Source organism: Rhodococcus olei (assembly GCF_039540555.1).
In the GTDB taxonomy this organism is placed as follows: domain Bacteria; phylum Actinomycetota; class Actinomycetes; order Mycobacteriales; family Mycobacteriaceae; genus Rhodococcus_G; species Rhodococcus_G olei.
This window is the reverse complement of record NZ_BAABFB010000044.1, coordinates 59,441-84,955: the sequence shown is the minus strand read 5'-3', so window position 1 is coordinate 84,955 and position 25,515 is coordinate 59,441. Positions and strand designations below refer to the sequence as shown.

The following is a 25,515-nucleotide window of genomic DNA, read 5'->3' as shown; positions in this document are numbered from 1 at the left end:
CGCCGCGCGGGACCGCGGTGGGATGCTGCTCGGGAACTCGGCGGATGGTGCCGACCGTCAGGCCTTCGCGATGACGGCCCGGACCCCCTCGCCGAGGTCGACGGCACCCGCACCCGCCGCCCCCAGTTCCAGGCTCGTGGCGAGGATCTCGCCGGCGATCAGGTCGCGGTGCCGCTGCGCCCAGTCGAGGCGATCGGCAGGCACCTCGAGGGTGACGGCGATGCGGTCCGAGACGTCGAGCCCGGCGGCACGGCGCGCGTCCTGCAGTTCCCGGATCCGGTCCTTCGCCCAGCCCTCGGCCTCGAGCTCCTCGGTGACCTGCGAGTTCAGCACGACCAGTCCCGCGTTCTCGGGCAGAGCCGCGGTCGACTCCGGCTCCGCGGCGACCAGCCGTCGCGTGTACTCCTCGGGCAGCAGGGCGATGCCGGCGGCACTGACCACGCCGCCGACCTCGGTCCAGTCACCGGCCTTGACGGCCTTGATCACGGTCTGCACGTCCTTGCCGAGCCGCGGACCGGCGGCGCGCGCGTTCACGACCAGCTCGAACCGGCCGTGCACGTCGACGTCGTCGGTCAGGTCCACCTTCTTGACGTTGACCTCGTCGGCGATGATGCCGAGGTACGGCCGCAGCCGCTCGGCGTCCCCGGCGGCGACGGTGACCTCGGGCAGCGGCAGCCGCACCCGCAGGTTCTGCGCCTTGCGCAGGCCCAGCACCGTCGAGCACACGTTACGCACCTCGTCCATCGATTCGACGAGCTCCGCGTCGGGAACCAGGTCCGTCGCCGCCGGCCAGTCGGTCAGGTGCACCGAACGGCCACCGGTCAGGCCCCGCCAGATCACCTCGGTCGCCATCGGCAGCAACGGCGCCGCCAGCCGGCAGGTCACCTCCAGCACGGTGTGCAGGGTGTCGATCGCGTCCCGGTCCTCGTCCCAGAACCGGTTCCGCGAACGCCGCACGTACCAGTTGGTCAGCGCGTCGCAGAAGGTGCGCAGCTCGTCGCACGCCCCGGCGATGTCGTTGACCTCGAGCGCGTCGGTGATCGCGTCCCGGGTCGCGGCGAGTTTCGCGAGGATGTACCGGTCGAGCACGTGCGGCGAGTCGGTGCGCCAGGTGCCCGGCTTCGACGCGTACAGCTGCAGGAAGCTCCACGCGTTCCACAGCGGCAGCAGCGCCTGCCGGACACCCTCCCGGATGCCCTGCTCGGTGACGATCAGGTTGCCGCCGCGCAGGATCGGCGACGACATCAGGAACCACCGCATCGCGTCGGAGCCGTCCCGGTCGAACACCTCCTTCACGTCCGGGTAGTTTCCCTTCGACTTGCTCATCTTCAGCCCGTCGTCGCCGAGCACGATGCCGTGCGCCGCAACGGTTTTGAACGCCGGACGGTCGAACAGCGCGGTCGCCAGCACGTGCAGGGTGTAGAACCAGCCACGGGTCTGGCCGTTGTACTCGACGATGAAGTCGCCGGGGTTGTGGGTCTGGAACCACTCCCGATTCTCGAACGGGTAGTGCACCTGCGCGTACGGCATGGACCCGGACTCGAACCAGCAGTCCAGGACCTCGGGCACGCGCCGCATCGTCGACCGGCCGGTCGGGTCGTCCGGGTTCGGTCGCGTCAGCTCGTCGATCATCGGCCGGTGCAGGTCCGTCGGACGCACGCCGAAGTCGCGCTCGAGTTCGTCGAGGGAGCCGTACACGTCGACCCGCGGGTAGTCCGGGTCGTCCGACATCCACACCGGAATCGGGCTGCCCCAGTAGCGGTTCCGGCTGATGTTCCAGTCCCGGGCACCCTCGAGCCACTTGCCGAACTGGCCGTCGCGGATGTGCTCGGGCACCCAGGTGATCTCCTGGTTCAGCTCGACCATCCGGTCCCGGAACTCGGTGACCGCGACGAACCAGGACGGCACCGCCATGTAGATCAGCGGCTGCCCGGACCGCCACGAGTGCGGATAGGAGTGCTCGATCGTCTCGTGCCGCAACAGCTTTCCGGCGGCCTTGAGGTCCTTGATGATGACCGGGTTGGCATCGAAGACCTGCATGCCCTCGTACGGCGGCACCATCGAGGTGAACTTGCCGCCCGCGTCGAGCGGCTGCACGACCGCGATGCCGTTCGCGGTCGCGACGTCCATGTCCTCCTCACCGAAAGCCGGTGCGAGGTGGACGATTCCGGTACCGGAGTCGGTGGTCACGTAGTCGGCGGCCAGCACCCGGTGGGCGTTGTCGCGGCCGAGGAAGAAGTCGAACGGCGGCGCGTAGCCGAGGCCGACCAGGTCGGCACCCTGGTACTCGGACACCACGGTCGGCTCGTCGCCGAGCTCGCGCCCGTAGTGGCCGATCCGGTCCTTCGCGAGCACGTAGCGCTTGCCGTCCCTGCCCTCGACGAGGACGTAGTCGATCTCCGGGTGCACCGCGACGGCCAGGTTGGACGGCAGCGTCCACGGCGTCGTGGTCCAGATCAGCGCATTCGCGCCGTCGAGCTCGGTGCCCGGGGCGCTGAGCACCATGTCCACGGTGACCGCCGGGTCCTGACGCATCTTGTACGCGTCGTCGAGGCGGGTCTCCTGGTTCGACAGCGGGGTCTGCTCGTACCAGCTGTACGGGAGCACCCGGAAGCCCTGGTAGATCAGGCCCTTGTCGTACAACTCCTTGAACGCCCACATGACCGACTCCATGAAGTCCAGGTCCAGGGTCTTGTAGTCGTTGTCGAAGTCGACCCAACGGGCCTGACGGGTCACGTAGTCACGCCACTCGTCGGTGTACCGCAGCACCGACTGCTTGCAGTAGGCGTTGAACTCGGCCAGCCCCATCGCGTCGATCTGCGACTTGTCCTTGATGCCGAGTTGCTTCTCCGCCTCGAGCTCGGCGGGCAGTCCGTGGCAGTCCCAGCCGAACCGGCGCTCGACCTTCCTGCCGCGCATGGTCTGGAAACGCGGGATCAGATCCTTGACGTAGCCGGTGAGCAGATGCCCGTAATGCGGCAGCCCGTTCGCGAACGGCGGGCCGTCGTAGAAGACGAACTCCTCGGCCCCGTCCCGGTTCGCGATCGACGCGCGGAACGTGTCGTCGGCGTCCCACTCGGCCAGCACCCGCTGTTCGAGCTCGGGGAAGTTCACACCGCCGCCGGACCTGCTTCCGGTGAGGTCGACGCGGGGATAGGCGGCGCTCACGTCGCCGGTGTTGTCGGACACTTCTCTTCGCTCCCTCGTGCCTGCTCTCCACTGGCACGGGGACGACGTCGGCGCCGGTGCGCCGTGGCCGCGGTACCACCCCGCTTGCCCGGACGAAGGGGCGCCTGCGCTCCCGTCCGGACCACTCGTACATCGGCTGTGACGGGCCGAACCCGTTCGGTTCTACTGGGTGCCGGCGCGCCTGAGTGGGCGGCGCCGGAACCGTTCTTCCGAAGACTCCCCGGTGATGGCCGGATCAACGCCCTGTCTGCAGTCCCGATTCTAGTCGGAACCGTCAAATCGCCTGCCGGTCGCGTCGTTGCCGGGACGTCCCGCCTCCGGCGCGGTGTTGCTGCGCAGCGAACTCACCAGCAGCAACACCGCACCGACGACGCAGACCACGATGCATCCCCACGCCCAGGCGACCGATCCGGTCATCAGGGCGATCACGAGGAGAGCGAACCCCACGGCCGCCATCGCAAGGGTCAGAACCAGCACGCCGGCCCCCTGCCACGAGTCGTCACGACCGCAACGCTATGGCGCCCGGTCAGCTGTTTCCTTTGGCGAAGGACTTCGATCCCTCGGAGCCGAAGCCCTCCTGACCACCGTCGACGGGAACCGCCGAACCCCGCTGCTCGAGTTCCTCGAGCTGCGACTCCAGGTACGACTTCAGCCGGACCCGGTACTCGCGCTCGAACGTCTTGAGCTGCTCGATCCGGCCCTCCAGCACGCTGCGCTGCTGGTTGATCGTCGCCATGATCTCGGTGTGCTTCTTCTCGGCCTCCGCCTGCAGGGCGTCCGCCTTCTCCTTCGCCTGCCGCAGCTGGGTCTCGGACCGCGTCTGGGCGTCGGCGAGCAGTGCCTCGGACTTCTGCTTCGCGTCGGCGATCATCGCCTCCGAGCGGGTCCGCGCATCGCTGACCAGCTGCTCGGAGTTCGAGCGCGCGGTGGTGACGAGCTGCTCGGACTCGCTCTTCGCGTCACCGGTGAGGCGGTCGGCCATCTCCTGGGCGAGGCCGAGGATCTTCGCGGCCTGCAGGTTGGCCTCCTCCGGGCCACGAGCCGGCGCGGCGGGGGCCGCGGCGACGGGTGCGACCGGCTTCGGCGGCTCGGGAGCAGGAACCGGCGCGGGAGCCGGTGCGGGTGCCGGGGCCGGGGCGGCCCCTGCGGGCCGCGGCGCCTTCTTGGCATCCGCGAGTTCCTGGTCGAGCTCGCCGACACGCTGGCGCAGGTCCGCGTTCTCCTCGATCAGCCGGGACAGCTCCTGCTCCACGAGATCGAGGAAGGCATCGACCTCGTCCTCGTTGTAGCCACGCTTCCCGATCGGAGGCTTGCTGAACGCGACGTTGTGAACATCGGCTGGTGTCAGCGGCATGGAAGGACCCCTTTGCGCATCTGTTGGCGGTCAAGCAAGCATTCAGTTATGGCGCATCCACTGCAGGACCACGTATTCACACTGTAACTGCGGGTCATTCTGTCACACCCACTCCGCAGCACCGCGCCACAACTCGATTCGTGCACGTCACGCGGCAAGTCCCTGTACGACTTGCATCAGGATGAACACGATGAACAGCAAGACCATGATGGAAAGATCCAGCCGTACTCCGCCGAGCGAAATCGACGGAATAAGTCGCCGCAGCAACTTGATCGGCGGATCTGTGACCGTGAATATCGCTTCGAGAATGACGACCACAAAGCCGGTCGGATGCCAATCCCGCGCGAATGTCCGGATGAACTCGACGATGATTCGTCCGATGATGAGCAACCAGAAAACGAACAGCACGAAGTAGATCACCGCGAACAAGGGCACTCCACCACTCTGCCTGACTCCTCCGGGGCCATCAAAACCGGGTGCGACCGAACCGACCCGGTCGCACCCGCTCGCCAACGAGAGACGCGCGGCCCGGGCACCTGCCCGACACCGCGCGTCACCTGGTTATTTCTGATTGTAGAAGCCGTTCTCCGCGATCCGGCGTCGCTCCTCGGCGGACACGTCGATGTCCGCCGGCGAGAGCAGGAACACCTTCGTCGCCACCTTGTCGAACGAACCGCGCAGCGCGAACGCGAGGCCGGCCGCGAAGTCGACCAGACGCTTGGCGTCGGCGTTGCTCATCTCGACCAGATCCATGATGACCGGGGTCCCGTCCCGGAACCGCTCACCGATGATCCGCGCCTCGCCGTAGTCCCGGGGCCGCAGCGTCGTGATCTTCGACAGCGGCCCACCCTCGTCGAACACCGGCGCCCGTCGGCTCTCGATGCGCGGCTGCGCGTTCACCGCGAGCGCACCGTGGGTCGCCGCCGGGCGGGGGGCCACCCCCGCGGACGGGCTCGGACGGGACGGACGCGGCGGCAGCGGCTCCATCCGCCGGGGAGCGGGCTGCCGGTCGTCGAGATCGTCACGACCGCCGTACCCGACGTCGTCGTAGCCGCCGTCGACACCGTCGTCGTAGCGGGCACTCCGGGGCGCGCGACGGGGTTCGTCGAGGTAGTCGTCCTCGTAATCCTCGAGGGGAACCATGCCGAAGTAAGCCTTGAACTTGTGCAGAGTGCTCATCGATCGACCTTCCTTGGCGCGGCGGATAATCGGTCGGGACGCCGATCAGTTCATTTCGAGGTTATCGGCCGCGAACCCAACAACGCGGTTCCGACACGCACGCACGTCGATCCGTGTCGGACCGCGCTCTCGAGGTCGCCGGTCATCCCGGCCGACAAGGTACGCGCCCGCGGATGAACGCGCATCAAGTCCTGGTGGGCGGCACCGAGACTCGCGAACGCCGCGTCCGGATCGGCCCCGAGTGGCGGCACCGCCATCAACCCCGCCAGGGTCAGGCCGTCCGCGCCTGCGGCACGCTCGGCGAGCACCGGCAGGTCCGCCAGCGGCACCCCACCGCGGGTCGGGTCGCCGTCGAGACTGACCTGCAGCAGCACCCGCAGCGGCTCGGCCCGCTCCCCCGCGTCCAGCGCGGCCACCGCACCCGCGGCGAGCGCGTCGACCAGGCGGTCGGAGTCGACCGAATGGACCGCGAACGCCCACCGCGCGACCGCGCGGGCCTTGTTGCGCTGCAGGCGCCCGATCATGTGCCAGCGCAGGTCGGCGAGACCGGCGTCGCGCAGCTCGGCGACCTTCGCGGACGCCTCCTGCTCGCGGGACTCGCCGAACTCCCGACATCCGAGGTCGTGCAGGATCCGCACATCGGACGCCGGGAAGAACTTCGTCACCGGCAACAGCTGCACCTCGCCGGCGGCACGGCCGGCGGCCGCAACGGCGCGGTCCAGACGCTCCCGCACCCCGGCCAGCGCGGTCGCGATCTGCGTGGCGCGCTCGTCACTCACCGTCGATCGGCTCCATCCAGATGGCCCCGGCGATCCGCCCGGTCACGCCCGACCGTCGGTAGCTGAACAGTGCGCGGTCCTCGATCGTGCACCGCGGATCCTCGGCCACACCGGCGACACCGGCGGCGAGCAGTTGCCGACGCAGGCCGGCCCGCAGGTCGAGACCCGGGGTGCCGCGCTCGGTCGTGCAGGCGCTGCCCGGCAGGTGCGCCTCGACGTCGGCCTGCATCGCCGCGGGCACCTCGTACTGCCTGCCGCTGGCCGCCGGGCCGAGGAACGCACCGATCCGCGCGACGTCCGCACCCTGGGCGACCATCGTGTCGAGCACCCGCGGCACGATCCCGATCCGGGCGCCGACACGGCCCGCGTGGACGGCCGCGATCACGCCGGCCTCGTCGTCCGAGAGCAGCAACGGGACGCAGTCGGCGGTGAGGACGACCAGCGCGAGACCCGGCTCGGTGGTGACGAGCGCGTCGGTCGCCTCGACCGGCGCGGCGACCGGGCCCGACACCACCGTCACGTTCCGGCTGTGGATCTGCTCCATCCAGACGAGACGCTCGAACGGCAGCCCGATGCCCGCGGCCAGCCGTCGCCGGTTCGCGGTGACCGCCGCCGGATCGTCGCCGACGTGATCGCCCAGGTTGAACGAGTCGTACGGCGCGGCCGAGACTCCCCCGGCCCGCGTCGTCACGACCCGCCGGACCCGCACCGTCGGTGTCACGGACGCGGCCGTCACCGGCGCATGAAGTCGGGCACGTCCACGTCGTCGTCGCCGTCCTCGACCGGAACGGGGACGGCCCGCGTGGTGGCGCCGACCGGAATCGGCGGCAGCGCGGTCGGGGCGGCCTCGTGCCGGGGCTCCCGCGCCTCGGTGCCGTGCTGCTGGGGGGCCGGCGCGGGCGCGGCGGGCTCCTTCGGCGCCGCGGCCGGGGTCCGGCCGATCTCGCCGGCGGTTGCGACACCGATGGTGCCCCGGCCTGCCGCCTGCTGCTGCGGCGGTTCGACCCGGCGCACCGGGGCGCCGCCGTCGAACCCGGCCGCGATCACGGTGACCCGCACCTCGTCGCCGAGCGAGTCGTCGATGACCGTGCCGAAGATGATGTTCGCGTCGATGTGCGCGGCCTCCTGGACCAGCGAGGCGGCCTCGTTGATCTCGAACAGACCCAGGTCGGAGCCGCCGGCGATCGACAGCAGCACGCCCCGCGCGCCCTCCATCGACGCCTCCAGCAGCGGCGAGTTGATCGCGGCCTCGGCGGCCTGGATCGCACGGCCGTCGCCACGGGCGGACCCGATGCCCATCAGGGCGCTGCCTGCGCCGGACATGACACCCTTGACGTCCGCGAAGTCGACGTTGATCAGACCCGGCGTGGTGATCAGGTCGGTGATGCCCTGGACGCCGTTGAGCAGGACCTCGTCCGCGGAGCGGAACGCGTCCATCAGGGACACCGCGGCGTCACCGAGCTGCAGCAGCCGGTCGTTCGGGATCACGATGAGGGTGTCGCAGGACTCGCGCAGCGCCTGGATGCCCGCGTCGGCCTGGCCGCCGCGCCGCTTGCCCTCGAACGAGAACGGGCGGGTCACGACGCCGACGGTCAGTGCTCCCAGCTTGCGGGCGATCGAGGCGACGACGGGCGCGCCGCCGGTGCCGGTGCCGCCGCCCTCACCCGCGGTCACGAAGACCATGTCGGCGCCCTTGAGCACCTCTTCGATCTCGTCCTTGTGGTCCTCGGCGGCCTTCCGGCCGACCTCCGGGTCGGCGCCGGCCCCGAGACCGCGGGTCAGTTCGCGTCCGACGTCGAGCTTGACGTCTGCGTCGGACATCAGCAGTGCCTGGGCGTCGGTGTTGACGGCGATGAACTCGACTCCCTTGAGTCCCTGCTCGATCATCCGGTTCACCGCATTCACACCGCCGCCGCCGATGCCGACGACCTTGATAACGGCGAGGTAGTTGTGCGGGGGCGTCATGGGCTCTCGCCTTCCGTGTGGGGGTATTCGCGCTGAGGGTGTTGCTGGCGATGCTGACGTTACTTGTGGCGCTGAGGTTACTGGTGTGTCCGACGCTTTCCCACCACCGGTGTGGCGGCACCGCACGACAAACCCTCAACCTCAACCATAGAGTTATGGTTATGTCAAGTCACTGACTGAGGCGAAACGGTATGCAGGCCGCAGCGCCGATGCCAGCAGGCGCGCCGACGGGTGCACCGATTTGTCCGCGATCGTGTCGTCCGCGATCCGTGCCGGGGCGCCGGTCACCGGACGGTCGGCAGGTCCGGGCTCGACACGTCGTACACCTGCCCCGGCTGACCGAGCAGCGGCAACACGATCGCGGCCTTGTACGCCGACCCCTCCGCGCTCCCCCACACCAGCTGCCGCCCGTCGGCGAGGGTCAGGTGGATGTCCGACAGGGACCCGGCGCTGATCTCGGTCACCTGCGGTCGCAACGGCGCAGGCATCGCGGTCAGCGCGGTCAGTGCGGTCAGTGCGTCCGTCGTCGCGGGGTCGTCCCGGCTCGGATCTGCCACCTTCAACCGCGGCACCCCCGGCGGGGCGGGTTCGATCGCGTACGCGACTCCCGACGCGTCCATCAGGTGGGTGCCCTCCGGCGCGTCGTAGAACACGGCCGGCGTCCGCTCGACGACCGTGACCCGGATCGTCGACGGGTACCGGCGCTCGACCCGGGCGTGGTCGACCTTCGCGATCGCCGCGACCCGCTGCGCCGCCGCACCGGCGTCGACCCGCAGCAACGGAGTCCCGGCCGGCACCGCGAGCGCGGCCAGCACCTCCTCGCTCGGCACCCCGACGTTGCCGACGACCGTGATCGTGCGCGCCGACAGCAGCGGCGAGAACCACGCGACCAGCCCGAGCGCGACCACCGTGACGACCGCGACCGCGGTCAGGTACAGCGGTTTTCGGTTGCGGACCGGGACCGCCGATCCGGAACGGATCCTGGCCGTGCGGCCGGACCGGCGCACGCGCCCCGGACGACGGCCCGAACTCACGAGGGCTCCGGGCGTGTCCGCGCCGCCGCGGGGGCCGCGGCGAGCGCGCTCAGGATCTCCTTGCCGAGCATCGTCACGTCACCGGCGCCCATCGTGATCACGACGTCACCGGAGCGGGCCAGGGCCGCCACCTGCCGCGGCGCGGCCGACAGGTCCGGCTGGTAGTGGACCGGCCCGCTCACCGCCTGCGCGACCAGCGCACCGCTGACCCCGGGCATCGGCGCCTCCCGGGCCCCGTACACGTCGAGCACGACCACCTCGTCGGCCAGGTCGAGCGCCGCGCCGAACTCGGTCGCGAACGCCGCGGTCCGCGAGTACAGGTGCGGTTGGAACACCACCAGCACCCGGCCGCCGGACGCCCGGACCAGCTCCCGGGCCGCGCCGAGCACCGCCCGGACCTCGGTGGGGTGATGGGCGTAGTCGTCGAACACGCGGACGCCGTTCTCGCGGCCGGTGTACTGGAACCGGCGGTGCACACCGCCGAATCCGCCGATGCCGTCGACGATCTCGTCGAGCTCGGCGCCGACCTCGCGCGCCGCGAGCAGCGCGGCGAGCGCGTTCAGCGCCATGTGCCGGCCCGGCACCGACAGCCGCATCGTGCGGGGTGCGGTCTCCCCCGCGAGCTGGACCTGCGCCACGCCGCCGACGTCACGCGGTTCCCAGTCCAGCAGCCGGGCGTGCACCGGGACCTCCGCGACGGTGTGCTCGCCGCTGCCGTAGCCGACGACCCGGATCGGCAGCCCGCGCGCCACCACCCGTTCCGCGAGCGCCGCGGATCCCGGGTCGTCGAGGCACACCACGAGCAGTCCGCCCGGCGCGATGCGGTCCGCGAAGTCGTCGAACACCTGGACGTAGGCCTCGGTGCTGCCGAAGAAGTCGAGGTGGTCGGCCTCGATGTTGGTGACGATCACGACGTTCGGGTCGTACTGCAGCAGCGACCCGTCGCTCTCGTCGGCCTCGGCGACGAACACGTCCCCGGAGCCGTGGTGGGCGTTGGTGCCGGCCTCGTTCAGTTCACCGCCGACCGCGAACGACGGGTCGACGCCGCAGTGCTGCAGCGCGACGACCAGCATCGAGGTGGTCGACGTCTTGCCGTGGGTGCCCGCGACCAGCAGGGTGCGGTGCCCCGACATCAGCGATGCCAGCACCGCGGGCCGCAGGATCACCGGGACACCCCGCTCGGCGGCCGCGACGAGCTCCGGGTTGTCCTTCGGGATCGCCGCGTGGGTGGACACGACGGCCGTCGGCCCGCCGGGCAGCAGGTCGAGGGCGCTGGCGTCGTGCCCGATGCGGACCTGGGCGCCGCGGGCCCGCAGCGCGAGCACCGTCCGGCTCTCCTTCGCGTCCGAGCCGGACACCTGCCCGCCCCGGGCCAGCAGGATCCGGGCGATGCCGGACATGCCGGCGCCCCCGATCCCGACCATGTGCACCCGCCGCAGCTGCTCGGGCAGGTCCGATCCGGACGTGTTCGCCGCGCTCACCGTGTGGCTCCCTTCGCGACCTCGACGACGACCCGCGCGACCGTGTCCGCGGCGTCCCGGTGACCGGCGCCGGCCGCGGCCGCGCCCATCGCGGCGAGCCGGTCCGGGTCCCGCAGCAGCGGCACCACCGTGTCCACGACGAACTCCGGCGTCAGCTCGGCGTCCGCGACGATGAGGCCGCCGCCGGCGGCGACGACCGGTCGCGCGTTCAGTTCCTGTTCGCCGTTGCCGTGCGGCAGCGGAACGTAGACGGCGGGCAGCCCGACCGCGGAGATCTCGGCGACGGTCATCGCGCCGGATCGGCACACCGTCGCGTCGGCGGCGGCGAGCGCCAGATCCATCCGGGTCAGGTACGGGACCGCGACGTACGGCGCCGCCGGATTGTGCCGGGCCACCTCGAGGGTGTTCTTCGGGCCGTGCGCGTGCAGCACCGAGACACCGGCGGCCGCCAGCGCCGCCGCGGCCCCGGACACCGCCTCGTTCAGCGAGCGAGCGCCCTGCGAGCCACCGGTGACCAGCAGCACCGGGCCGTCGGCCGGCAACCCGAAGTGCGCGCGGGCCTGCGCCCGCAGCCCCGCACGGTCCAGGCCGGTGATCGACGACCGCACCGGGATGCCGACGATCTCGGCGTCCGCGTGCCCGCGCGCGGCCACCCCCGACCTCGGGACCGCGGCGAGCACCCGCGCCGCGATCCGCGCCCCGATCTTGTTCGCGATGCCGGCACTGGCGTTGGCCTCGTGCACGACGACCCGCACCCGGCGCCTGCGCCGGGTGAGGCCGCGTCCGGCGGCCAGGTAGGCGGGCAGCGCGACGTATCCGCCGAACCCGACGATCACGTCGGCGTCCACCGCGTCGAGCACCTCCCGGGTGCGCCGCACCGACGCCCGCACCCGCCCGGGCAGGCGCAGCAGGTCCATCGTCGGCTTGCGCGGCAGCGGCACCGGCGGGATCAGTTCGAGGCGGTAGCCGCGGTCGGGGACCAGCGTCGTCTCGAGACCGCGCTCGGTGCCGAGCGCCGTCACCGTCACCGTCGGGTCGAGCCGGCGCAGCGCGTCGGCGACCGCCAGCGCCGGTTCGATGTGCCCGGCGGTGCCACCGCCTGCGACGACGACGGACAGGCCGGACGATCCACCGCTCTCACTCACCTACGAAACCCTCGTTCACCGTATCCGTCACGATCTTCCCGGGAGCGGGACGCTGCGTCCCACCGCCGGTCCGATGCTAGTGCCTGGCCCCGCCGGAGATCGTCCCGGCGTGGATCCCGACCGCGCCCCAGCTCGGCGCGGCGTCCCTGTTCGACCCGGCGCCGCTGCTGCTCGTGGCGGCGCTGGTCCTCGCGGCGGCGCTCGTCCTCACGGCGCCGACGCTCCCGCTGCTGCGCGGCCCGGCGCTGCGCCTCCCGCTGCGCGGCCCGCTTCCGATCGGCCTTCTCGATCGCGGCCCGCCGTGCCGCCGCCGCCTTCGCCGGCGAGTACTGCTCGGGCTTCGGCAGCCGCAGCAGTCGCCCGAACCGGCCGTCCTGCCCGGCGTGCAGCGCGGCCACCGCCTCCGGTTCGTGCCGCGCGGCGTTCGCGATGATGCCGAACATCGCCAGCGTGATCGCCGTCGACGTGCCACCGGCCGAGACCAGCGGCAGCTGCAGACCCGTCACCGGCAGCAGACCGATCACGTAGCCGATGTTGATCATCGCCTGCGCCAGGATCCAGGTCGTCGCGGTCGCGGTCAGCAGCCGCAGGAACGGGTCGATCGACCGCATCGCGATCCGCAGTCCCGCGAACACGAACAGCGCGAACAGGCCGATCACCGCGAGACAACCGAGGAACCCGAGTTCCTCGCCGATGATCGCGAAGATGAAGTCGTTGTGGGAATTCGGCAGGTAGCTCCACTTGGCGCGGGACTGGCCCAGGCCCCGGCCGAAGACACCGCCGTCGGCCAGCGAGAACTTCGCCTGCCGTCCCTGGTAGCCGATGCCCTGCGGGTCGTCGCCCGGGTTCAGGAACGCCCGCACCCGGGCGGAGCGGTAGCCGGCGGTCATCGCCAGCACACCGGCGATCACGACGCCGGACCCGAGCACACCCAGGAACAGCTTCAGCGGCACCCCCGCGAACCACAGCAGCGCCACCAGGATGATGCCGATCGCGATCGTGGTCGACAGGTTCGGCTGCATCACGACCAGCGCCGCCATCAGCACCGCGGCCGGAACCAGCGGGATCAGCAGTTCCTTGAGCGTCGCGTACTCGGCGCGCCGCGACGCCAGCAGGTGCGCACCCCACACCACGAGGGCGACCTTCGCCATCTCCGACGGCTGGAACGACAGTCCGGCGAACTCGAACCAGCGCCGCGCACCGCCGGACTCCTTGCCGATGCCCGGGATCAGCACGAGCACCAGCATCACCAGCGAGGCGACGAACGCAGGCAGCGCGAGTTTGCGCAGCAGGTGCACCGGGGTCCGCAGTGCGATGTAGAACATCACCGCACCCAGCAGCGCGTAGATCACCTGCTGGGTGAACAGGCCGTATGCCGACCCGGTGTCGGCGTATGCCTCGACACTCGACGCCGACAGCACCATCACCAGGCCGAGCACGGTGAGCAGCGTCGCGATCGTGACGATCAGGTGGAACGACGCCAGCGGCCGCGACAGCCAGGCACCGAACCGGGCGCGGACGCCGGCGAGCATCGGCGCGATCCGGCGCACGTCCGCCGCGGCCGTCCGCCGGGGCGCGCGCCCGCCGCTCGTCCGACGCCGGGCGTCCGACGGCCTGGGGCGTCGCTGCTCGGGGCTGCGGCCCTCAGGCGTCGCCATGATCCGCCAGGGCGTGGACGGCCTCGCTGAAGCTGCGGCCGCGGTGGCCGTAGTCGGTGAACATGTCGAGCGACGCGGCGGCGGGCGCGAGGAGCACGGCGTCGCCGGGTTCCGCCGCCGCGGCGGCGACCCGCACGGCGCGCGCCATCACGGCGTCCGGCGTGTCGGTCGAGGTCACCAGGTCATCGTGCCCCGGTTCGACGCGATGGACGGGGACCCGCGGCGCGTGTCGGGCCAGCGCGTCCGCGATCTGACCGGCATCGCGGCCGAACAGCACCGCCGCGACGAGCCGGTCCGCGACCTCCGCGACGAGATCGTCGACGCGGGCGCCCTTGAGCAGGCCCCCGGCGATCCACACCACCCGCGGATGCGCGAGCAGCGACGTGCGGGCGGCGTGCGGGTTCGTGGCCTTCGAGTCGTCGATGTAGGTGACCTCGCCGATCTCCGCGACGAACGCGGCCCGGTGCGGGCCGACCCGGTAGTTCCGCAGACCGTCCCGGACCGCGGTCGCGGGCACGTCGACGGCACGGGCGAGCGCGGCGGCGGCGAGGGCGTCCATCAGCCCGGCGGGTCCGGGCGGGGTGACGTCCGCGACCGCCGCGAGCGTCTCGGCGGCCGCGAACGCGCGGTCGACCAGGTCCTCGCCGTCGATGCCGAGTTCGCCGGGTGCCGGGGCGCCGAGCCGGAACCCGACGGTCCGGGGCGCGCCGCTGCGTTCCCGCAGCCCGGCGGCGACCGGGTCGTCGAGACCGAGCACCGCGACCTCCCCGGTCAGCGCCTGCGCCTTCGCGTCGACGTAACCCTGCATGCCGCCGTGCCAGTCGAGGTGGTCCTCGGCGATGTTGAGGACCGCGCCGGCGGCCGGGTGCACCGACGGTGCCCAGTGCAGCTGGAAGCTCGACAGCTCCACCGCGAGCGCCTCGTACCGGGGCTCCCCCGAACGCAGCGCGTCGGTGACGGGCAGCCCGATGTTCCCGCACGCGACCGCGGACAGACCGGCGGCGCGCAGGATCGACTCGAGCATCGACGTCGTGGTGGTCTTGCCGTTCGTGCCGGTCACGACGAGCCACCGCCGCGCCGGGCCGTACAGCTCGGCGCGGTCGACGGCCCAGGCGAACTCGACGTCACCCCAGATCGGGATCCCGGCGCCTGCGGCCGCGGACAGCACCGGCGAGTCGGGACGCCAGCCGGGGCTGGTGATCACCTGCACGTATCCGGCGATGCCCGCGGCGGCCTCGTCCGGGGAGCAGGTCGGGACGCCGTGCGCGGTCGCCGCGGCGGCGAGGCTGTCGGCGTTGCCGTCGGTCAGGGTGACGTCCGCACCCAGGTCCCGCAGCGGCGCGACCAGCGCGCGGCCGGAGATCCCGGCGCCGGTGACCAGCACACGCGCACCCCGCAGCCGGGCCAGGGTTTCCGGAAGAGTCGAGTCGAGCGGTGTCACGTCAGTCCCCGATGACGGCCAGGTACTCGCTGTAGAACAGCGACAGACCGACCGCGGACGCGATCGCCGCGAGGAGCCAGAATCTGATGATCACCGTGGTTTCCGCCCAGCCGCCGAGCTCGAAGTGGTGGTGGAACGGCGCCATCCGGAACACCCGGCGGCGACTGGACCGGAACACCGCGACCTGGATGACCACCGACGCGGCCTCGGCGACGAACAGCGCGCCGACCACGACCATCAGCAGTTCGGTGCGGGTGGTGATCGACAGGCCGGCGAGCAGACCGCCGAGCGCGAGGGACCCGGTGTCGCCCATGAAGATCTTCGCGGGTGCCGCGTTCCACCACAGGAAGCCGATGCACGCGCCGGCCGCGGCCGCGCAGATCAGCGCGAGGTCGAGCGGGTCGCGGACGTCGTAGCAGCCCTTGCCGGGGTTGGTCTCGCAGGCGTTGCGGTACTGCCAGAACGTGATCACCGTGTACGCGCCGAGCACCAGCGTCATCGATCCGGCGGCGAGCCCGTCCAGGCCGTCGGTCAGGTTCACGGCATTCGACCAGGCACTGACCAGCAGGTACACGAACAGGATGAACACCACCGACCCCATCGTGACCGTGGTGATGTCGCGCACGTACGACAGGTGGGTGCTGCCCGGCGTCAGGCCGGTGGCACCGCGGAACTGCAGCGCGAGGATGCCGAACAGGACCGCCGCGATCAGCTGGCCCACCAGCTTGGCGGTCTTGTTCAGGCCCAGGTTGCGCTGCTTGCGGATCTTGATGAAGTCGTCGAGGAATCCGACGCCGCCGAGAACCGTGGTCAGTCCGAGCACGAGCAGGCTGGAGGCGCGGGGCCCGTCGGCGTCGTAGCCGATGCCGATCAGGTGCGACCCCCAGTACCCGGCCCAGATGCCGGCGATGATCGCGACACCACCCATCGTCGGGGTGCCGCGCTTGGCCTTGTGGCTGGCCGGGCCCTCGTCCCGGATCTCCTGCCCGAAGCCCTGCCGGGAGAACGTCTTGATCAGCACCGGCGTCAGCAGGATCGCCACGGCCAGCGCGATGCCGCCGGCGAACAGGATCTGTCTCATCGATCGCGCTCCTCGTTGATGTCGGCGTCGGCGCCGCTCTCGTCATCGGCCAGCAGCGCGTCCGCCACCGTCCACAGGCCCACCGACTGGGACGCCTTCACCAGCACGATGTCGCCGGGACGCACCTCGCGGCGCAGGATCTCCAGGGCCGCGGCCGGATCGGGTACCAGCGTCGACTCGTCGCCCCACGACCCCTCCATGACCGCGCCCTGGTGCATTCCGCGCAGCGGGCGGCCCTCGCCGACGACGATCAGCTTCGTCACGTCGAGCCGGACGAGGAGCCGGCCGATCGCGTCGTGCTCGACGACGGTGTCGGGCCCGAGCTCGGCCATCTCGCCGAGCACCGCCCAGGTGCGACGGGGCGCGCCGTCGCCGGCGCGGCTCATCGTCACCAGCGCCTTGAGCGCGGCCCGCATCGAGTCCGGGTTGGCGTTGTAGGAGTCGTTGACGACGGTGACGCCGTCGGCGCGGGTCCGGACGTCCATCCGCTTGCCCGACACCGCGCGGGCGCCGCCGAGCGCGGCCGCGACCTGCTCGACCGTCGCACCGCACTCCAGCGCGACCGCCGCCGCGGCGAGCGCGTTGCCGACCTGGTGTTCGCCGTGCACGCCGAGCGCGACCCGGGCGGTGCCGCGCGGCGTGACGAGAGTGAACTCGGCCCGGGCCTGGTCGTCGAGGTGCACGTCGACGGCGCGGACGTCGGCGGCCGCGGACTGCCCGACCGTCACGACCCGGGCCCGGGTGCGCTCGGCCATCGCGGCGACCAGCACGTCGTCGGCGTTGAGGACGGCGACGCCGCCGTCCTCGGCCGCGGGCAGCGCCTCCACCAGCTCACCCTTCGCGGACGCGATCGCCTGCTGCGAGCCGAACTCGCCGAGGTGCGCGGTCCCGACGTTGAGGACGACCCCGATCCGTGGCGGCACCGTGCGGGCGAGCTGCGCGACGTGGCCGATCCCGCGGGCGGACAGTTCCAGCACCAGGAAGTCGGTGCCTGCGTCGGCGCGCAGCGCGGTCCACGGGTGCCCGAGTTCGTTGTTGAAGGACCCGGGCGGCGCCACGACCGACCCCAGCGGGTCCAGCACCTGCGCGAGCAGATCCTTCGTCGACGTCTTGCCCGACGAGCCGGTGACGCCGACGACGGTGAGCCCGCCGGCCGTCAGCTCGGTGGTGACCGCCTGCGCGAGCGCACCGAGCGCGGTGAGCACTGCGGCACCGGAGCCGTCGGTGTCGTGTTCGAGGGCCATCGCGTTGGTGTCCGACGGCCCGAGCGGTTCGACGACGATCGCCGGTACCCCGACCGGCCGGGCCGCGAGCACCGCGACCGCACCGGCCTCGATCGCGGCGGCGGCGTGCTCGTGCCCGTCGACGCGGGCGCCCGGCAATGCCAGGAAAAGGCCCCCGGCGGTCACCTTGCGGGAGTCGAACTCGACCGTTCCGGTCACGGTCACGTCCGGGTCGGCGACGTCGTGCAGCGTGCCGCCGACGATCTCCGCGATGCGGGCCAGGCTCATCGGGATCACCGATCCCCACCACCCGGGTGCGCGCCACCCGCGCGGTTGTCGATCGCGGCCGCCAGGACCTCGCGGTCGTCGAATGGGTACTTCACCCCACCAATCTCCTGTCCGATTTCGTGTCCCTTGCCCGCGACGAGCACGACGTCACCGACGCCGGCCCACGCGACGGCGGCGGCGATCGCCTCGGCCCGGTCGCCGACTTCGCGGACCTCGCCGCGCTCGCCCTCCGGGACCGCCAGTGCGCCCGCGAGCAGCGCGGCCCGGATCGTGGCCGGGTCCTCGCTGCGCGGGTTGTCGTCGGTGACGACCAGCAGGTCCGCGCCGCGCGCGCCGGCCGCACCCATCAGTTGCCGTTTGCCGTGGTCGCGGTCGCCGCCGGCGCCGACCACGACCGCGAGCCGGCCGTCGCTCTGCCCGCGGAGCGTCGCGATGACGGCGTCCAGCGCCGCCGGTTTGTGGGCGTAGTCGACGACCGCGAGGAACGGCTGTCCGCGGTCGACACGCTCGACCCGGCCCGGGACGTCGACCTCGGCGAGTCCGGCGATCGCGGCGGCGGGCGGCACCCCGCACTGGTCGAGGACGGCGAGCGCGAGCAACGCGTTCGCGACGTTGTAGCGGCCGGGCAGGCGCAGCGACGCGGTCAGGGTCTGCCCGTCGGGCGTGCCCACCGTGAAGCGCTGGGTACCGTCGGCGCTGGTGGTGACGTCCGATGCGGTCCACGCGCCGCCGGTTCCGGTGGTGCCGACCGTGACGGTGTCCGGGCCGGCGATCGCGGCCATCCTGCGTCCCCACTCGTCGTCGACGCACACGACCGCACGGCCGGCGTGCACGGTCGACCGGGGGTCGAACAGCCTGGCCTTCGCCGCGAAGTAGTCGTCCAGGTCGCGGTGGAAGTCGAGGTGGTCCTGCGACAGGTTCGTGAACGCGCCGACCGCGAACGCGGTGCCGTCGACCCGGCCGAGGGCGAGCGCGTGACTGGACACCTCCATCACGACGGTGTCGATGCCGCGTTCGAGCATCGTCGCGAACAGGGCGTGCAGCTGCGGCGCCTCGGGGGTGGTCAGCGCGCTGGGCACCCGGCGTCCGTCCATCCGGGTCTCGATGGTGCCGACCAGTCCCGGACGGCGGCCGGCGGCGCGGAGCCCGGCTTCGACGAGGTACGCGGTGGTGGTCTTGCCGGAGGTGCCGGTGATCCCGACCACCCGCAGGCGTTGCGACGGGTTGCCGTGGATCGCGGCGGACACGGTGCCGAGGACCGCGCGCGGATCGGGGTGCACGAGCACCGCCAGCGGTGTCGGGCCCGGGCTGATGCGGGCCAGCCCGGCGGCGTCGGTGAGGACCGCGACGGCGCCGCGGTCGACCGCGGTGGCGACGAAGTCGGCCCCGTGCGCGCGGGCGCCGGGCAGCGCGGCGAACAGGTCGCCCGGCTGCACGGCCTGGGCGCGCAGGTCGACTCCGGTCACGGCGACTGCCGGATTTCCCGAGGCGCCGGCAGCAGGTCCCCCGATCCGGTGCAGTTCGGCTCCCACGAGGTTCGCCAGGGCCGTCACCGCCGTCGCCGGGGGATGCGCGGGCCGCAGTCCGGGGGTCACGGCCACCTGACCGGCCTCGCTGCTGTCGTTCGTCCCGTGCACGGGCAGGTGACTCCTCTCGAGGGTTCGATGCGGGTGGTCCGGGCGCGCTGTCGTTCCGAGGACCGACGTGTCAGGTTACCGGCGTGCGCGGCGAAACGGAGATTCGGTGTCCGGGTCGCGAACACCGTTTCGGCGTCGTCAATCGGCCTGCAGCACCAACCGCCGGCCCGGGTCCGTGGACAGCGGGATCTTGTCGCGCTGCAGGATCCACGACGCGATGCTGTGGAACAGCGGGGCCGCGGACTGCCCGCCGGAGCCGTCGGCACTGCGGACCGGGGCGTCGAGCATGATTCCGATCACGAAACGCGGATTGTCGGCGGGGGCGATGCCCGCGAACGTGATCCAGTAGTTCGAGTTCGAGTAGCACTTGCAGGCCGGGTCGACCTGCTGGGCCGTACCGGTCTTGCCGCTGACCTGGTAGCCCTCCACGGACGCCGAGGGGCCGGTGCCCTGCTGGTAGCCCATCGGGTCGCGCTGGGTGACGGACCGGAACATGTCGCGCACGGTCGCGGCGGTCTGCTCGCTGACGACCCGGACACCGTCGGGGTGATCGACCGCGGTGCGGGTGCCGTCGGCGTCGACGGTGGCCCGCACGATGCGGGGCGGGATCCGCAGTCCGTTGTTCGCGATCGCCTGGTACATGCCGGTCATCTGCAGCAGGGTCATCGACAGACCCTGCCCGATCGGCAGGTTCGCGAACGTGCCACCCGACCACTGGTCCCGGCTGGGGACGTCGCCGGCGCTCTCGCCGGGCAACCCCACCTCGGTGCGCTGACCGAGCCCGAAGCGGCTCAGCATGTCCGCGAACCGGTCCTCCCCGACCCGCTGGGCGAGCATCAGGGTGCCGACGTTCGAGGACTTCCCGAACACACCGGTGGACGTGTAGGGCACCACACCGTGCGCCCAGGCATCCTTGACGGACACCCCGGCCATCTGGATCGAGCCGGGCACCTGCAGCACCTCGTCGGGTGTGGTCAGCCCGTACTCGACCGCCGCGGCCGCGGTGACGATCTTGTTCACCGAGCCGGGTTCGAACGGAGTGGAGACCGGCAGGTTGCCCATCTCCTTCCGGACGTTGTTGCCGACGCCGATGGACGGGTCGAAGGTGTTGTCGTTGGACATCGCGAGCACCTCACCGGTGTGCGAGTCGAGCACGACCGCGGACGCGTTCTTCGCGCCGGAGAGGTCCTTGGCCTGCTGCACCTGCTGCTGCACGTAGTACTGCAGGTCGGCGTCGAGGGTCAGTTCCACCCCGGACCCGTCGACGGCCGGCTGCTTGTCGCGCCAGCTGCCGGGGATGACGGCGCCGTCGGAGCCGCGGTCGTAGGTCTGCGAGCCGTCGGTGCCTGCCAGCGTCGAGTCCATCGAGTCCTCGAGCCCGAGCAGTCCGTGACCGTTCCATCCGGTGGCGCCGACGATGTTCGCGGCCAGCGCGCCGCCCGGGTACTCGCGGATGTCCTGACGTTCGAGACCGACCTCGGGGAAGTCGTCGACGATCTGCGCGGCGACGTCGGGGTCGACCCCGCGCGCGAGGTACTCGAAGGTCAGCGAGCTCTTCAGCTTCGCGAGCACGTCCTTCTGCGGCGCCGCGTCGCCGAGTTTGTCGTGGACGCCCTTCGCGATCGCCTCGAGCCGCTGGTCGACCTGCGGGTCCTCACCCTTCTTGCGGGCGGCGTCCTCGATCTCCTTGCGGACCTTCACCGGCTGGAACGTCAGCGCCTTCGCCTCCATCGTGAAGGCGATCGGCTTGCCGTTGCGGTCGGTGATCGAGCCACGGGTGGCCGGGTCGATCAGGGTCGTCGATCGCTGGTCGGCGGCCTCGGCGGACAGGCGCGGGGCCTGGATCCCCTGGATCCACACCAGCTGCAGGACCGCGATGCCGAGTGCGGCGAACATCACGAACCGGCCGGTGCGGTACCGGAACCGGAAACTCGACGTGTCCCCGGGTCCCGGCCGGCGGTTCCGGCCGGAGCCCGAACGGCGAACCCCGCCGCGAGGAGTTCCGCGGCGGGGTGGGGAGCCGGGGCGGCCTCCGCTCACCGCGTCCCGCCCTGGTTACCTGCCTGTTCCGGTCGGGCCATGGGAACCAATTGTCCATCCGATGCCTGCGGGTTCGGCTGATTCGCGGTCCGCGGCGTGGCGGCCGATGCCACGACGGCAGGGTTCGACGCCGCCGGGGCCGGGTTCGGCGCGGCCGGGGGCTGATTCGGCGCGGCCGGTGCCGGGGCCGCGGGTGCCGGTGCCGCGTTGCGGGAGCCGACCGGCGGCAGGCTGGCCGCGGCCGGTCCGCTGCCCCGCACTCCGGTGTTCGCCGCCGGCGCCGGGGGCGGCACCGGGACCGGGGCGCCGGTCGCGGGCGTCGGCTTGCCGACCACGGTCACGGCGCCGTCCGCGCCGACGACCAGGCGCGCGACGTCCTTCGCCGGGATCATGCCCAGCGCGGCAGCCTTGCGCGCGAGTTCGGGTGCCGAGTTCGCCGCGCGGAAGTCCCTTTCGAGGGCCGCCTTCTTCTCGACGAGTTCCTGGTTGTGCGCCTTGGCCGCGCTGAGCTTGTAGGAGTCCTCGGCGGCGCGGGTGGTCAGCAGCAGGGTGATCGCGAGACCCACGGACAGCAGCCCGATGATGGTCGCCACGAACGGGATCCGGGCGCGGAAGGCACCGCGCCCGGCCGGGGTCGGCGCCACTCCGACCGCCGCACGCTGGTTGCGCTTCGCGTAGGCCCGTTGCGCCGCAGTCGACTTCGTGGATCGCGCCGCCACCGACCGGTCGGTGGTGGTCGCGGGCACGCGCCCGTTGGCGCGCGGACGGACGGAGGTCTTCGCACCGCGGTCACGCACTGCAGCCGGTCGCACGGGAACTGTCATGCCGTCGCCCTCCTGGAAATCCGCTCTGCACAGCGCAATCGGACCGGCGCCGACCGCGGGTTGTCCGCTATCTCCTGTTCGCTCGCGCGTTCCGCGCCGCGAGTGAGCAGTTCGAACTCGGGACCCATCCCCGGCAGCTCCACCGGAAGCCCCTCGGGGCTGCGGGATTTGGTGCGCGGGGTGAGTTCCTGCTTGACGATCCGATCCTCCAGGGACTGGTAGGACATGAACACCACGCGCCCACCGACCGCGAGGGCGTCCAGTGCGGCGGGGATCGCGGCGCGCAGCGAGTCCAGTTCGCCGTTGACCTCGACGCGCAGCGCCTGGAAGGTGCGCTTGGCCGGGTGTCCGCCGGTCCGCCGGGTCGCCGCCGGAATCGACGCGTAGATGACCTCGACCAACTGCGCACTCGTCCGGAACGGCTCGATCTTCCTGCGCCGCACCACCTCCGACGCGATCCGACCCGCGAACCGCTCCTCGCCGTACGTGCTCAGCACCCGCGCCAGCTCGCCGTGGCTGTACGTGTTGAGGATGTCCGCCGCGGTCTGCCCGCGGGTCGGGTCCATCCGCATGTCCAGCGGCGCGTCGACCGAGTACGCGAAGCCGCGCTCCGCTTCGTCGAGCTGCATCGAGGAGACCCCGAGGTCGAAGAGGATCGCGTGCACCGACTCGACCTGGTCGAAACCCGCGACCTCGAGTGCATCGACGATGCCGTCGTACCTGGTGTGCACCAACGTGACTCGGTCACCGAACCGGCCGAGCCGGTCGCCGGCGATCTCGAGGGCCGCCGGGTCCCGGTCGAGCCCGATCAGGCGCAGCCCCGGATAGGTCCGCAGGAAGTGCTCCGAATGTCCACCCAGACCGAGGGTCGCGTCGATCATGACCGCACCGGTGCCGTCGGCGGATTCCCGGGTGATCGCGGGACCGAGGAGCTCGTCGGCGCGACCGAGCAGGACCGGAACGTGACCGAACTCGTGCTCGGGATCTCCACCGGGATTCACCGCAGGCGGGTTCGATTCGTCGTCCACGGGTACTCCCTCCGGGTCCTGTCGGTCGTGTCGGCGTCGTCTGTCATGGGTCCGATCGTGACGAGCGGGGGGCGGATGCCGCGAGGTCTCTGTCCGATTCACCGGACCTGGCGCTGGGGAAGTGCGTCAGGGTCGGTATCGGGCAGAGGCCTCGCGGCACTCGCCGATGACGAATGGCGGCTACAGGATGTCGCTGAGTGACTCGGATCTGGCTTGGGAGTAGGTTTCCTCGTTCTGGTCGGAGTACGTGTGCCAGGCCTGCGCATCCCAGATCTCGAGGAAGTCGACCGACCCGACGACCACACACTCCTTGGTGAGGCCGGCGTAACGCCGATGATCCGCGGACAGGGTGATGCGCCCCTGGGAGTCGGGGTGCTGCTCGTCGGCACCGGCCGCGAGCGCCCGAACGAAGGCCCGGGCTTCCGGGTTGCTCCGCGAAGCCGCGGCGGCCCGGCGAGCCAGCGCGGTGAACTCCTCTCGCGGGTACACCGCGAGGCTGTGGTCCTGACCCTTCGTGACCATCAACCCTCCCGCCAGTGCATCGCGATACTTCGCGGGCAACGTCAGTCGCCCCTTGTCGTCGAGCTTCGGCGTGTAGGTGCCGAGAAACATCTCGACACCTCCCCAGTCGTTCCAAAAAACGAACGCCCCTGCCCTGTGGTTCACCTCGGCGAACCACTGCGCACCACGTTACCCCACTTTCCCCCACATACAAGGCCGACATGCGGCCGATTGCGGTCTCTCCGCGACATTTCCGCTGTTCACCGCAGTGGCGGAAGGTGGGGGAATTTCGTGTGTCGTCCGCCACGACCGTCGGTCGCGCGAGCGCCACCCCGCCGCTGCGCCGGCGAACCGCCAGCTCAGATGTCACCCGGGCTCACCCCGACGTCACCGGACCCGGCGGGTGGGGACGTGTGGGGCACCGCGGTGGGGACGTGTGGGGCACCGCGGTGGGGACGTGTGGGGCACCGCGGTGGGGACGTGTGGGGCGCCGCGGTGGGGACGTGTGGGGCACCGCGGTGGCGGCTCGTGGCGCGTGCGCAGACGACAAAGGCGCGACACCTGGCGGTGTCGCGCCTCGACTGCCGTCGACGTCCGGGCGGTTACCCCTGGTCGAACCTTCTCTTGAACCGATCTTCCATGCGGGACGAGAATCCACCGCCCTTGCGGCCGCCCGAGGGCTTGCTCGTCCCAGATGCGGACCCGGACTTGTCGCCCGACCCCGCCTTGACACCCGGGCCCGATCCCCACCACAGGAACAGGACGCCGGCTCCAAACATCACAAGGAAACCGAGCAGGCTGATGATCAGGAACGCACTCGCCTTGGCCGCGAGGGGGATACCCGCAACGAGCAGGACGAGTCCGAGTACGAAGAGAGCCCCCGCCTGCATGCGGCGCTTGCTCGAGGCCGCACGCATACGGCCCCCCCTCACAGAGGAGGCGAACTTGGGATCTTCGGCGTAGAGAGCGCTCTCGATCTGATCGAGCATCCGCTGCTCGTGCTCGGAGAGTGGCACGGTACCTCCCCCGGCACATCAAATAGTGGCGGTCGAATCGTTGGATCAACTCGACCGGTTGCCGTGGTCACGGCTACCTGCCGTCAATGATACGAGTACAGCTGACGGCGTACCACCTACTCCGGCATCGAGTTCCCGGACATATTTCCGGGCGGGCGCAGATCCCCTGGTGGACAGCCGCACTCACGGTCACGCCGACGTCCTGGCGAGCCCGCTTTCGCCGCCGAGGCCGGTCCGGCCGTCGAGGTCGGCGAGATACCCCTCCACGACCGTCAGGAACCGGGACACCTCGGCATGGAATCGGTCCGCCTCAGCCCAGGTGATCGTGCGCGAGATCCCGGCCTCGATTGCCGCCCGGGTCTCCGAGTGTTCCGCGAAGAACTCCGGCCAGCCGGCCAGTTCGGGTGCGGCACGGCTGAGCAACGCCCACGCACTGCGCGACCCCGACCGGGGCGTGCGGCCGCGCAGCGCCGCCCCGGCACCCCGCAGTGCCGCCAGGTATGCAGCCCGGAACCGGTCGGACGGATCGCGAGCTCCGACCGCCTCGGCCAGTAGGGCGTCCGCCCGGTCGAGAAGATTCACTCGAATTGCCATCTTCCGAACACCTCCCCTGCTCCTTCCACCGCCCGTCCCCCGCCCGCGACCTCCCCCG

The 25,515-nt window shown here is 71.5% G+C and carries 22 protein-coding genes; all 22 read right to left on the bottom strand.

Annotated elements, in window-relative coordinates; genetic code table 11:
* Positions 1-57 precede the first annotated feature (57 nt).
* The 22 genes from ileS to ABD951_RS13540 all read right to left on the bottom strand — a co-directional run bounded on the left by ileS (position 58) and on the right by ABD951_RS13540 (position 25,457).
* Positions 58-3,189: an isoleucine--tRNA ligase gene (ileS, locus tag ABD951_RS13645; protein ID WP_345345624.1), complete on the bottom strand. Its 3,132-nt coding sequence runs from the start codon at positions 3,187-3,189 to the stop codon at positions 58-60.
* 261 nt (positions 3,190-3,450) lie between these two features.
* Positions 3,451-3,666 (bottom strand): hypothetical protein, encoded by a 216-nt coding sequence (locus ABD951_RS13640; protein ID WP_345345622.1) that lies wholly within the window; start codon positions 3,664-3,666, stop codon positions 3,451-3,453.
* A 49-nt stretch (positions 3,667-3,715) separates the two neighbouring features.
* Complete coding sequence (gene wag31, locus ABD951_RS13635) at positions 3,716-4,543, bottom strand: DivIVA-like cell division protein Wag31 (protein ID WP_345345620.1); 828 nt, start codon at positions 4,541-4,543, stop codon at positions 3,716-3,718.
* A gap of 147 nt (positions 4,544-4,690) precedes the next feature.
* Positions 4,691-4,978, bottom strand: coding sequence for a YggT family protein (locus tag ABD951_RS13630; protein ID WP_345345618.1), 288 nt, complete (start codon positions 4,976-4,978; stop codon positions 4,691-4,693).
* A 126-nt stretch (positions 4,979-5,104) separates the two neighbouring features.
* On the bottom strand, positions 5,105-5,722 hold the full coding sequence (locus ABD951_RS13625) for a cell division protein SepF (protein ID WP_345345617.1): 618 nt from the start codon (positions 5,720-5,722) through the stop codon (positions 5,105-5,107).
* 50 nt (positions 5,723-5,772) lie between these two features.
* Positions 5,773-6,501, bottom strand: a complete 729-nt coding sequence (locus ABD951_RS13620; RefSeq protein ID WP_345345615.1) for a YggS family pyridoxal phosphate-dependent enzyme — start codon at positions 6,499-6,501, stop codon at positions 5,773-5,775.
* A complete protein-coding gene (gene pgeF / locus ABD951_RS13615; RefSeq protein WP_345345613.1) occupies positions 6,494-7,237 on the bottom strand; it encodes a peptidoglycan editing factor PgeF in 744 nt (247 codons plus the stop codon). Before pgeF ends, ABD951_RS13620 begins: the two co-directional genes overlap by 8 nt.
* Positions 7,234-8,466, bottom strand: coding sequence for a cell division protein FtsZ (gene ftsZ / locus ABD951_RS13610; protein ID WP_345345611.1), 1,233 nt, complete (start codon positions 8,464-8,466; stop codon positions 7,234-7,236). Before ftsZ ends, pgeF begins: the two co-directional genes overlap by 4 nt.
* Before the next feature lie 284 nt (positions 8,467-8,750).
* Positions 8,751-9,500, bottom strand: a complete 750-nt coding sequence (locus tag ABD951_RS13605) for a cell division protein FtsQ/DivIB (protein ID WP_345345609.1) — start codon at positions 9,498-9,500, stop codon at positions 8,751-8,753.
* Positions 9,497-10,924, bottom strand: a complete 1,428-nt coding sequence (murC, locus tag ABD951_RS13600) for a UDP-N-acetylmuramate--L-alanine ligase (protein ID WP_345345952.1) — start codon at positions 10,922-10,924, stop codon at positions 9,497-9,499. Before murC ends, ABD951_RS13605 begins: the two co-directional genes overlap by 4 nt.
* 53 nt (positions 10,925-10,977) lie before the next feature.
* Positions 10,978-12,126: an undecaprenyldiphospho-muramoylpentapeptide beta-N-acetylglucosaminyltransferase gene (gene murG / locus ABD951_RS13595; RefSeq protein ID WP_345345607.1), complete on the bottom strand. Its 1,149-nt coding sequence runs from the start codon at positions 12,124-12,126 to the stop codon at positions 10,978-10,980.
* Positions 12,123-13,784 carry a putative lipid II flippase FtsW gene (gene ftsW / locus ABD951_RS13590; protein WP_425569850.1) on the bottom strand — a complete coding sequence of 554 codons (1,662 nt, stop codon included), beginning with the start codon at positions 13,782-13,784 and terminating at the stop codon, positions 12,123-12,125. The genes murG and ftsW overlap by 4 nt, the downstream gene beginning before the upstream one ends.
* On the bottom strand, positions 13,771-15,225 hold the full coding sequence (gene murD, locus ABD951_RS13585) for a UDP-N-acetylmuramoyl-L-alanine--D-glutamate ligase (protein WP_345345605.1): 1,455 nt from the start codon (positions 15,223-15,225) through the stop codon (positions 13,771-13,773). Before murD ends, ftsW begins: the two co-directional genes overlap by 14 nt.
* A gap of 1 nt (position 15,226) precedes the next feature.
* The gene (gene mraY / locus ABD951_RS13580) at positions 15,227-16,306 is read right to left on the bottom strand and encodes a phospho-N-acetylmuramoyl-pentapeptide-transferase (protein WP_345345603.1); all 1,080 of its coding nucleotides are present in this window, start codon (positions 16,304-16,306) and stop codon (positions 15,227-15,229) included.
* Entirely contained in the window at positions 16,303-17,826 is a 1,524-nt protein-coding gene (locus tag ABD951_RS13575) for a UDP-N-acetylmuramoyl-tripeptide--D-alanyl-D-alanine ligase (RefSeq protein WP_345345601.1), read from the bottom strand. The genes mraY and ABD951_RS13575 overlap by 4 nt, the downstream gene beginning before the upstream one ends.
* Positions 17,823-19,454 carry a UDP-N-acetylmuramoyl-L-alanyl-D-glutamate--2,6-diaminopimelate ligase gene (locus ABD951_RS13570; RefSeq protein WP_345345599.1) on the bottom strand — a complete coding sequence of 544 codons (1,632 nt, stop codon included), beginning with the start codon at positions 19,452-19,454 and terminating at the stop codon, positions 17,823-17,825. Before ABD951_RS13570 ends, ABD951_RS13575 begins: the two co-directional genes overlap by 4 nt.
* 138 nt (positions 19,455-19,592) lie before the next feature.
* Positions 19,593-21,494 (bottom strand): peptidoglycan D,D-transpeptidase FtsI family protein, encoded by a 1,902-nt coding sequence (locus ABD951_RS13565; RefSeq protein ID WP_425569849.1) that lies wholly within the window; start codon positions 21,492-21,494, stop codon positions 19,593-19,595.
* A complete protein-coding gene (gene ftsL / locus ABD951_RS13560) occupies positions 21,491-22,318 on the bottom strand; it encodes a cell division protein FtsL (protein WP_345345597.1) in 828 nt (275 codons plus the stop codon). Before ftsL ends, ABD951_RS13565 begins: the two co-directional genes overlap by 4 nt.
* Positions 22,315-23,319 carry a 16S rRNA (cytosine(1402)-N(4))-methyltransferase RsmH gene (rsmH, locus tag ABD951_RS13555; RefSeq protein WP_345345946.1) on the bottom strand — a complete coding sequence of 335 codons (1,005 nt, stop codon included), beginning with the start codon at positions 23,317-23,319 and terminating at the stop codon, positions 22,315-22,317. Before rsmH ends, ftsL begins: the two co-directional genes overlap by 4 nt.
* Before the next feature lie 207 nt (positions 23,320-23,526).
* Positions 23,527-23,958 (bottom strand): division/cell wall cluster transcriptional repressor MraZ, encoded by a 432-nt coding sequence (gene mraZ / locus ABD951_RS13550; RefSeq protein WP_345345595.1) that lies wholly within the window; start codon positions 23,956-23,958, stop codon positions 23,527-23,529.
* Between the two features lie 491 nt (positions 23,959-24,449).
* Positions 24,450-24,863: a DUF3040 domain-containing protein gene (locus ABD951_RS13545; RefSeq protein WP_345345593.1), complete on the bottom strand. Its 414-nt coding sequence runs from the start codon at positions 24,861-24,863 to the stop codon at positions 24,450-24,452.
* 189 nt (positions 24,864-25,052) lie between these two features.
* Positions 25,053-25,457 (bottom strand): SAV_6107 family HEPN domain-containing protein, encoded by a 405-nt coding sequence (locus tag ABD951_RS13540; RefSeq protein WP_345345591.1) that lies wholly within the window; start codon positions 25,455-25,457, stop codon positions 25,053-25,055.
* Positions 25,458-25,515 lie beyond the last annotated feature (58 nt).

What these genes read in the sequence shown, in the direction of transcription:
- ftsL (WP_345345597.1), bottom strand. Translation starts at nt 22,318, where the DNA reads ATGACAGTTCCCGTGCGACCGGCTGCAGTGCGTGACCGCGGTGCGAAG.
- murC (WP_345345952.1), bottom strand. Translation starts at nt 10,924, where the DNA reads ATGGTCGGGATCGGGGGCGCCGGCATGTCCGGCATCGCCCGGATCCTG.
- ABD951_RS13625 (WP_345345617.1), bottom strand. Translation starts at nt 5,722, where the DNA reads ATGAGCACTCTGCACAAGTTCAAGGCTTACTTCGGCATGGTTCCCCTC.
- ABD951_RS13540 (WP_345345591.1), bottom strand. Translation starts at nt 25,457, where the DNA reads ATGGCAATTCGAGTGAATCTTCTCGACCGGGCGGACGCCCTACTGGCC.
- mraY (WP_345345603.1), bottom strand. Translation starts at nt 16,306, where the DNA reads ATGAGACAGATCCTGTTCGCCGGCGGCATCGCGCTGGCCGTGGCGATC.
- mraZ (WP_345345595.1), bottom strand. Translation starts at nt 23,958, where the DNA reads ATGTTTCTCGGCACCTACACGCCGAAGCTCGACGACAAGGGGCGACTG.
- ftsZ (WP_345345611.1), bottom strand. Translation starts at nt 8,466, where the DNA reads ATGACGCCCCCGCACAACTACCTCGCCGTTATCAAGGTCGTCGGCATC.
- ftsW (WP_425569850.1), bottom strand. Translation starts at nt 13,784, where the DNA reads ATGGCGACGCCTGAGGGCCGCAGCCCCGAGCAGCGACGCCCCAGGCCG.
- wag31 (WP_345345620.1), bottom strand. Translation starts at nt 4,543, where the DNA reads ATGCCGCTGACACCAGCCGATGTTCACAACGTCGCGTTCAGCAAGCCT.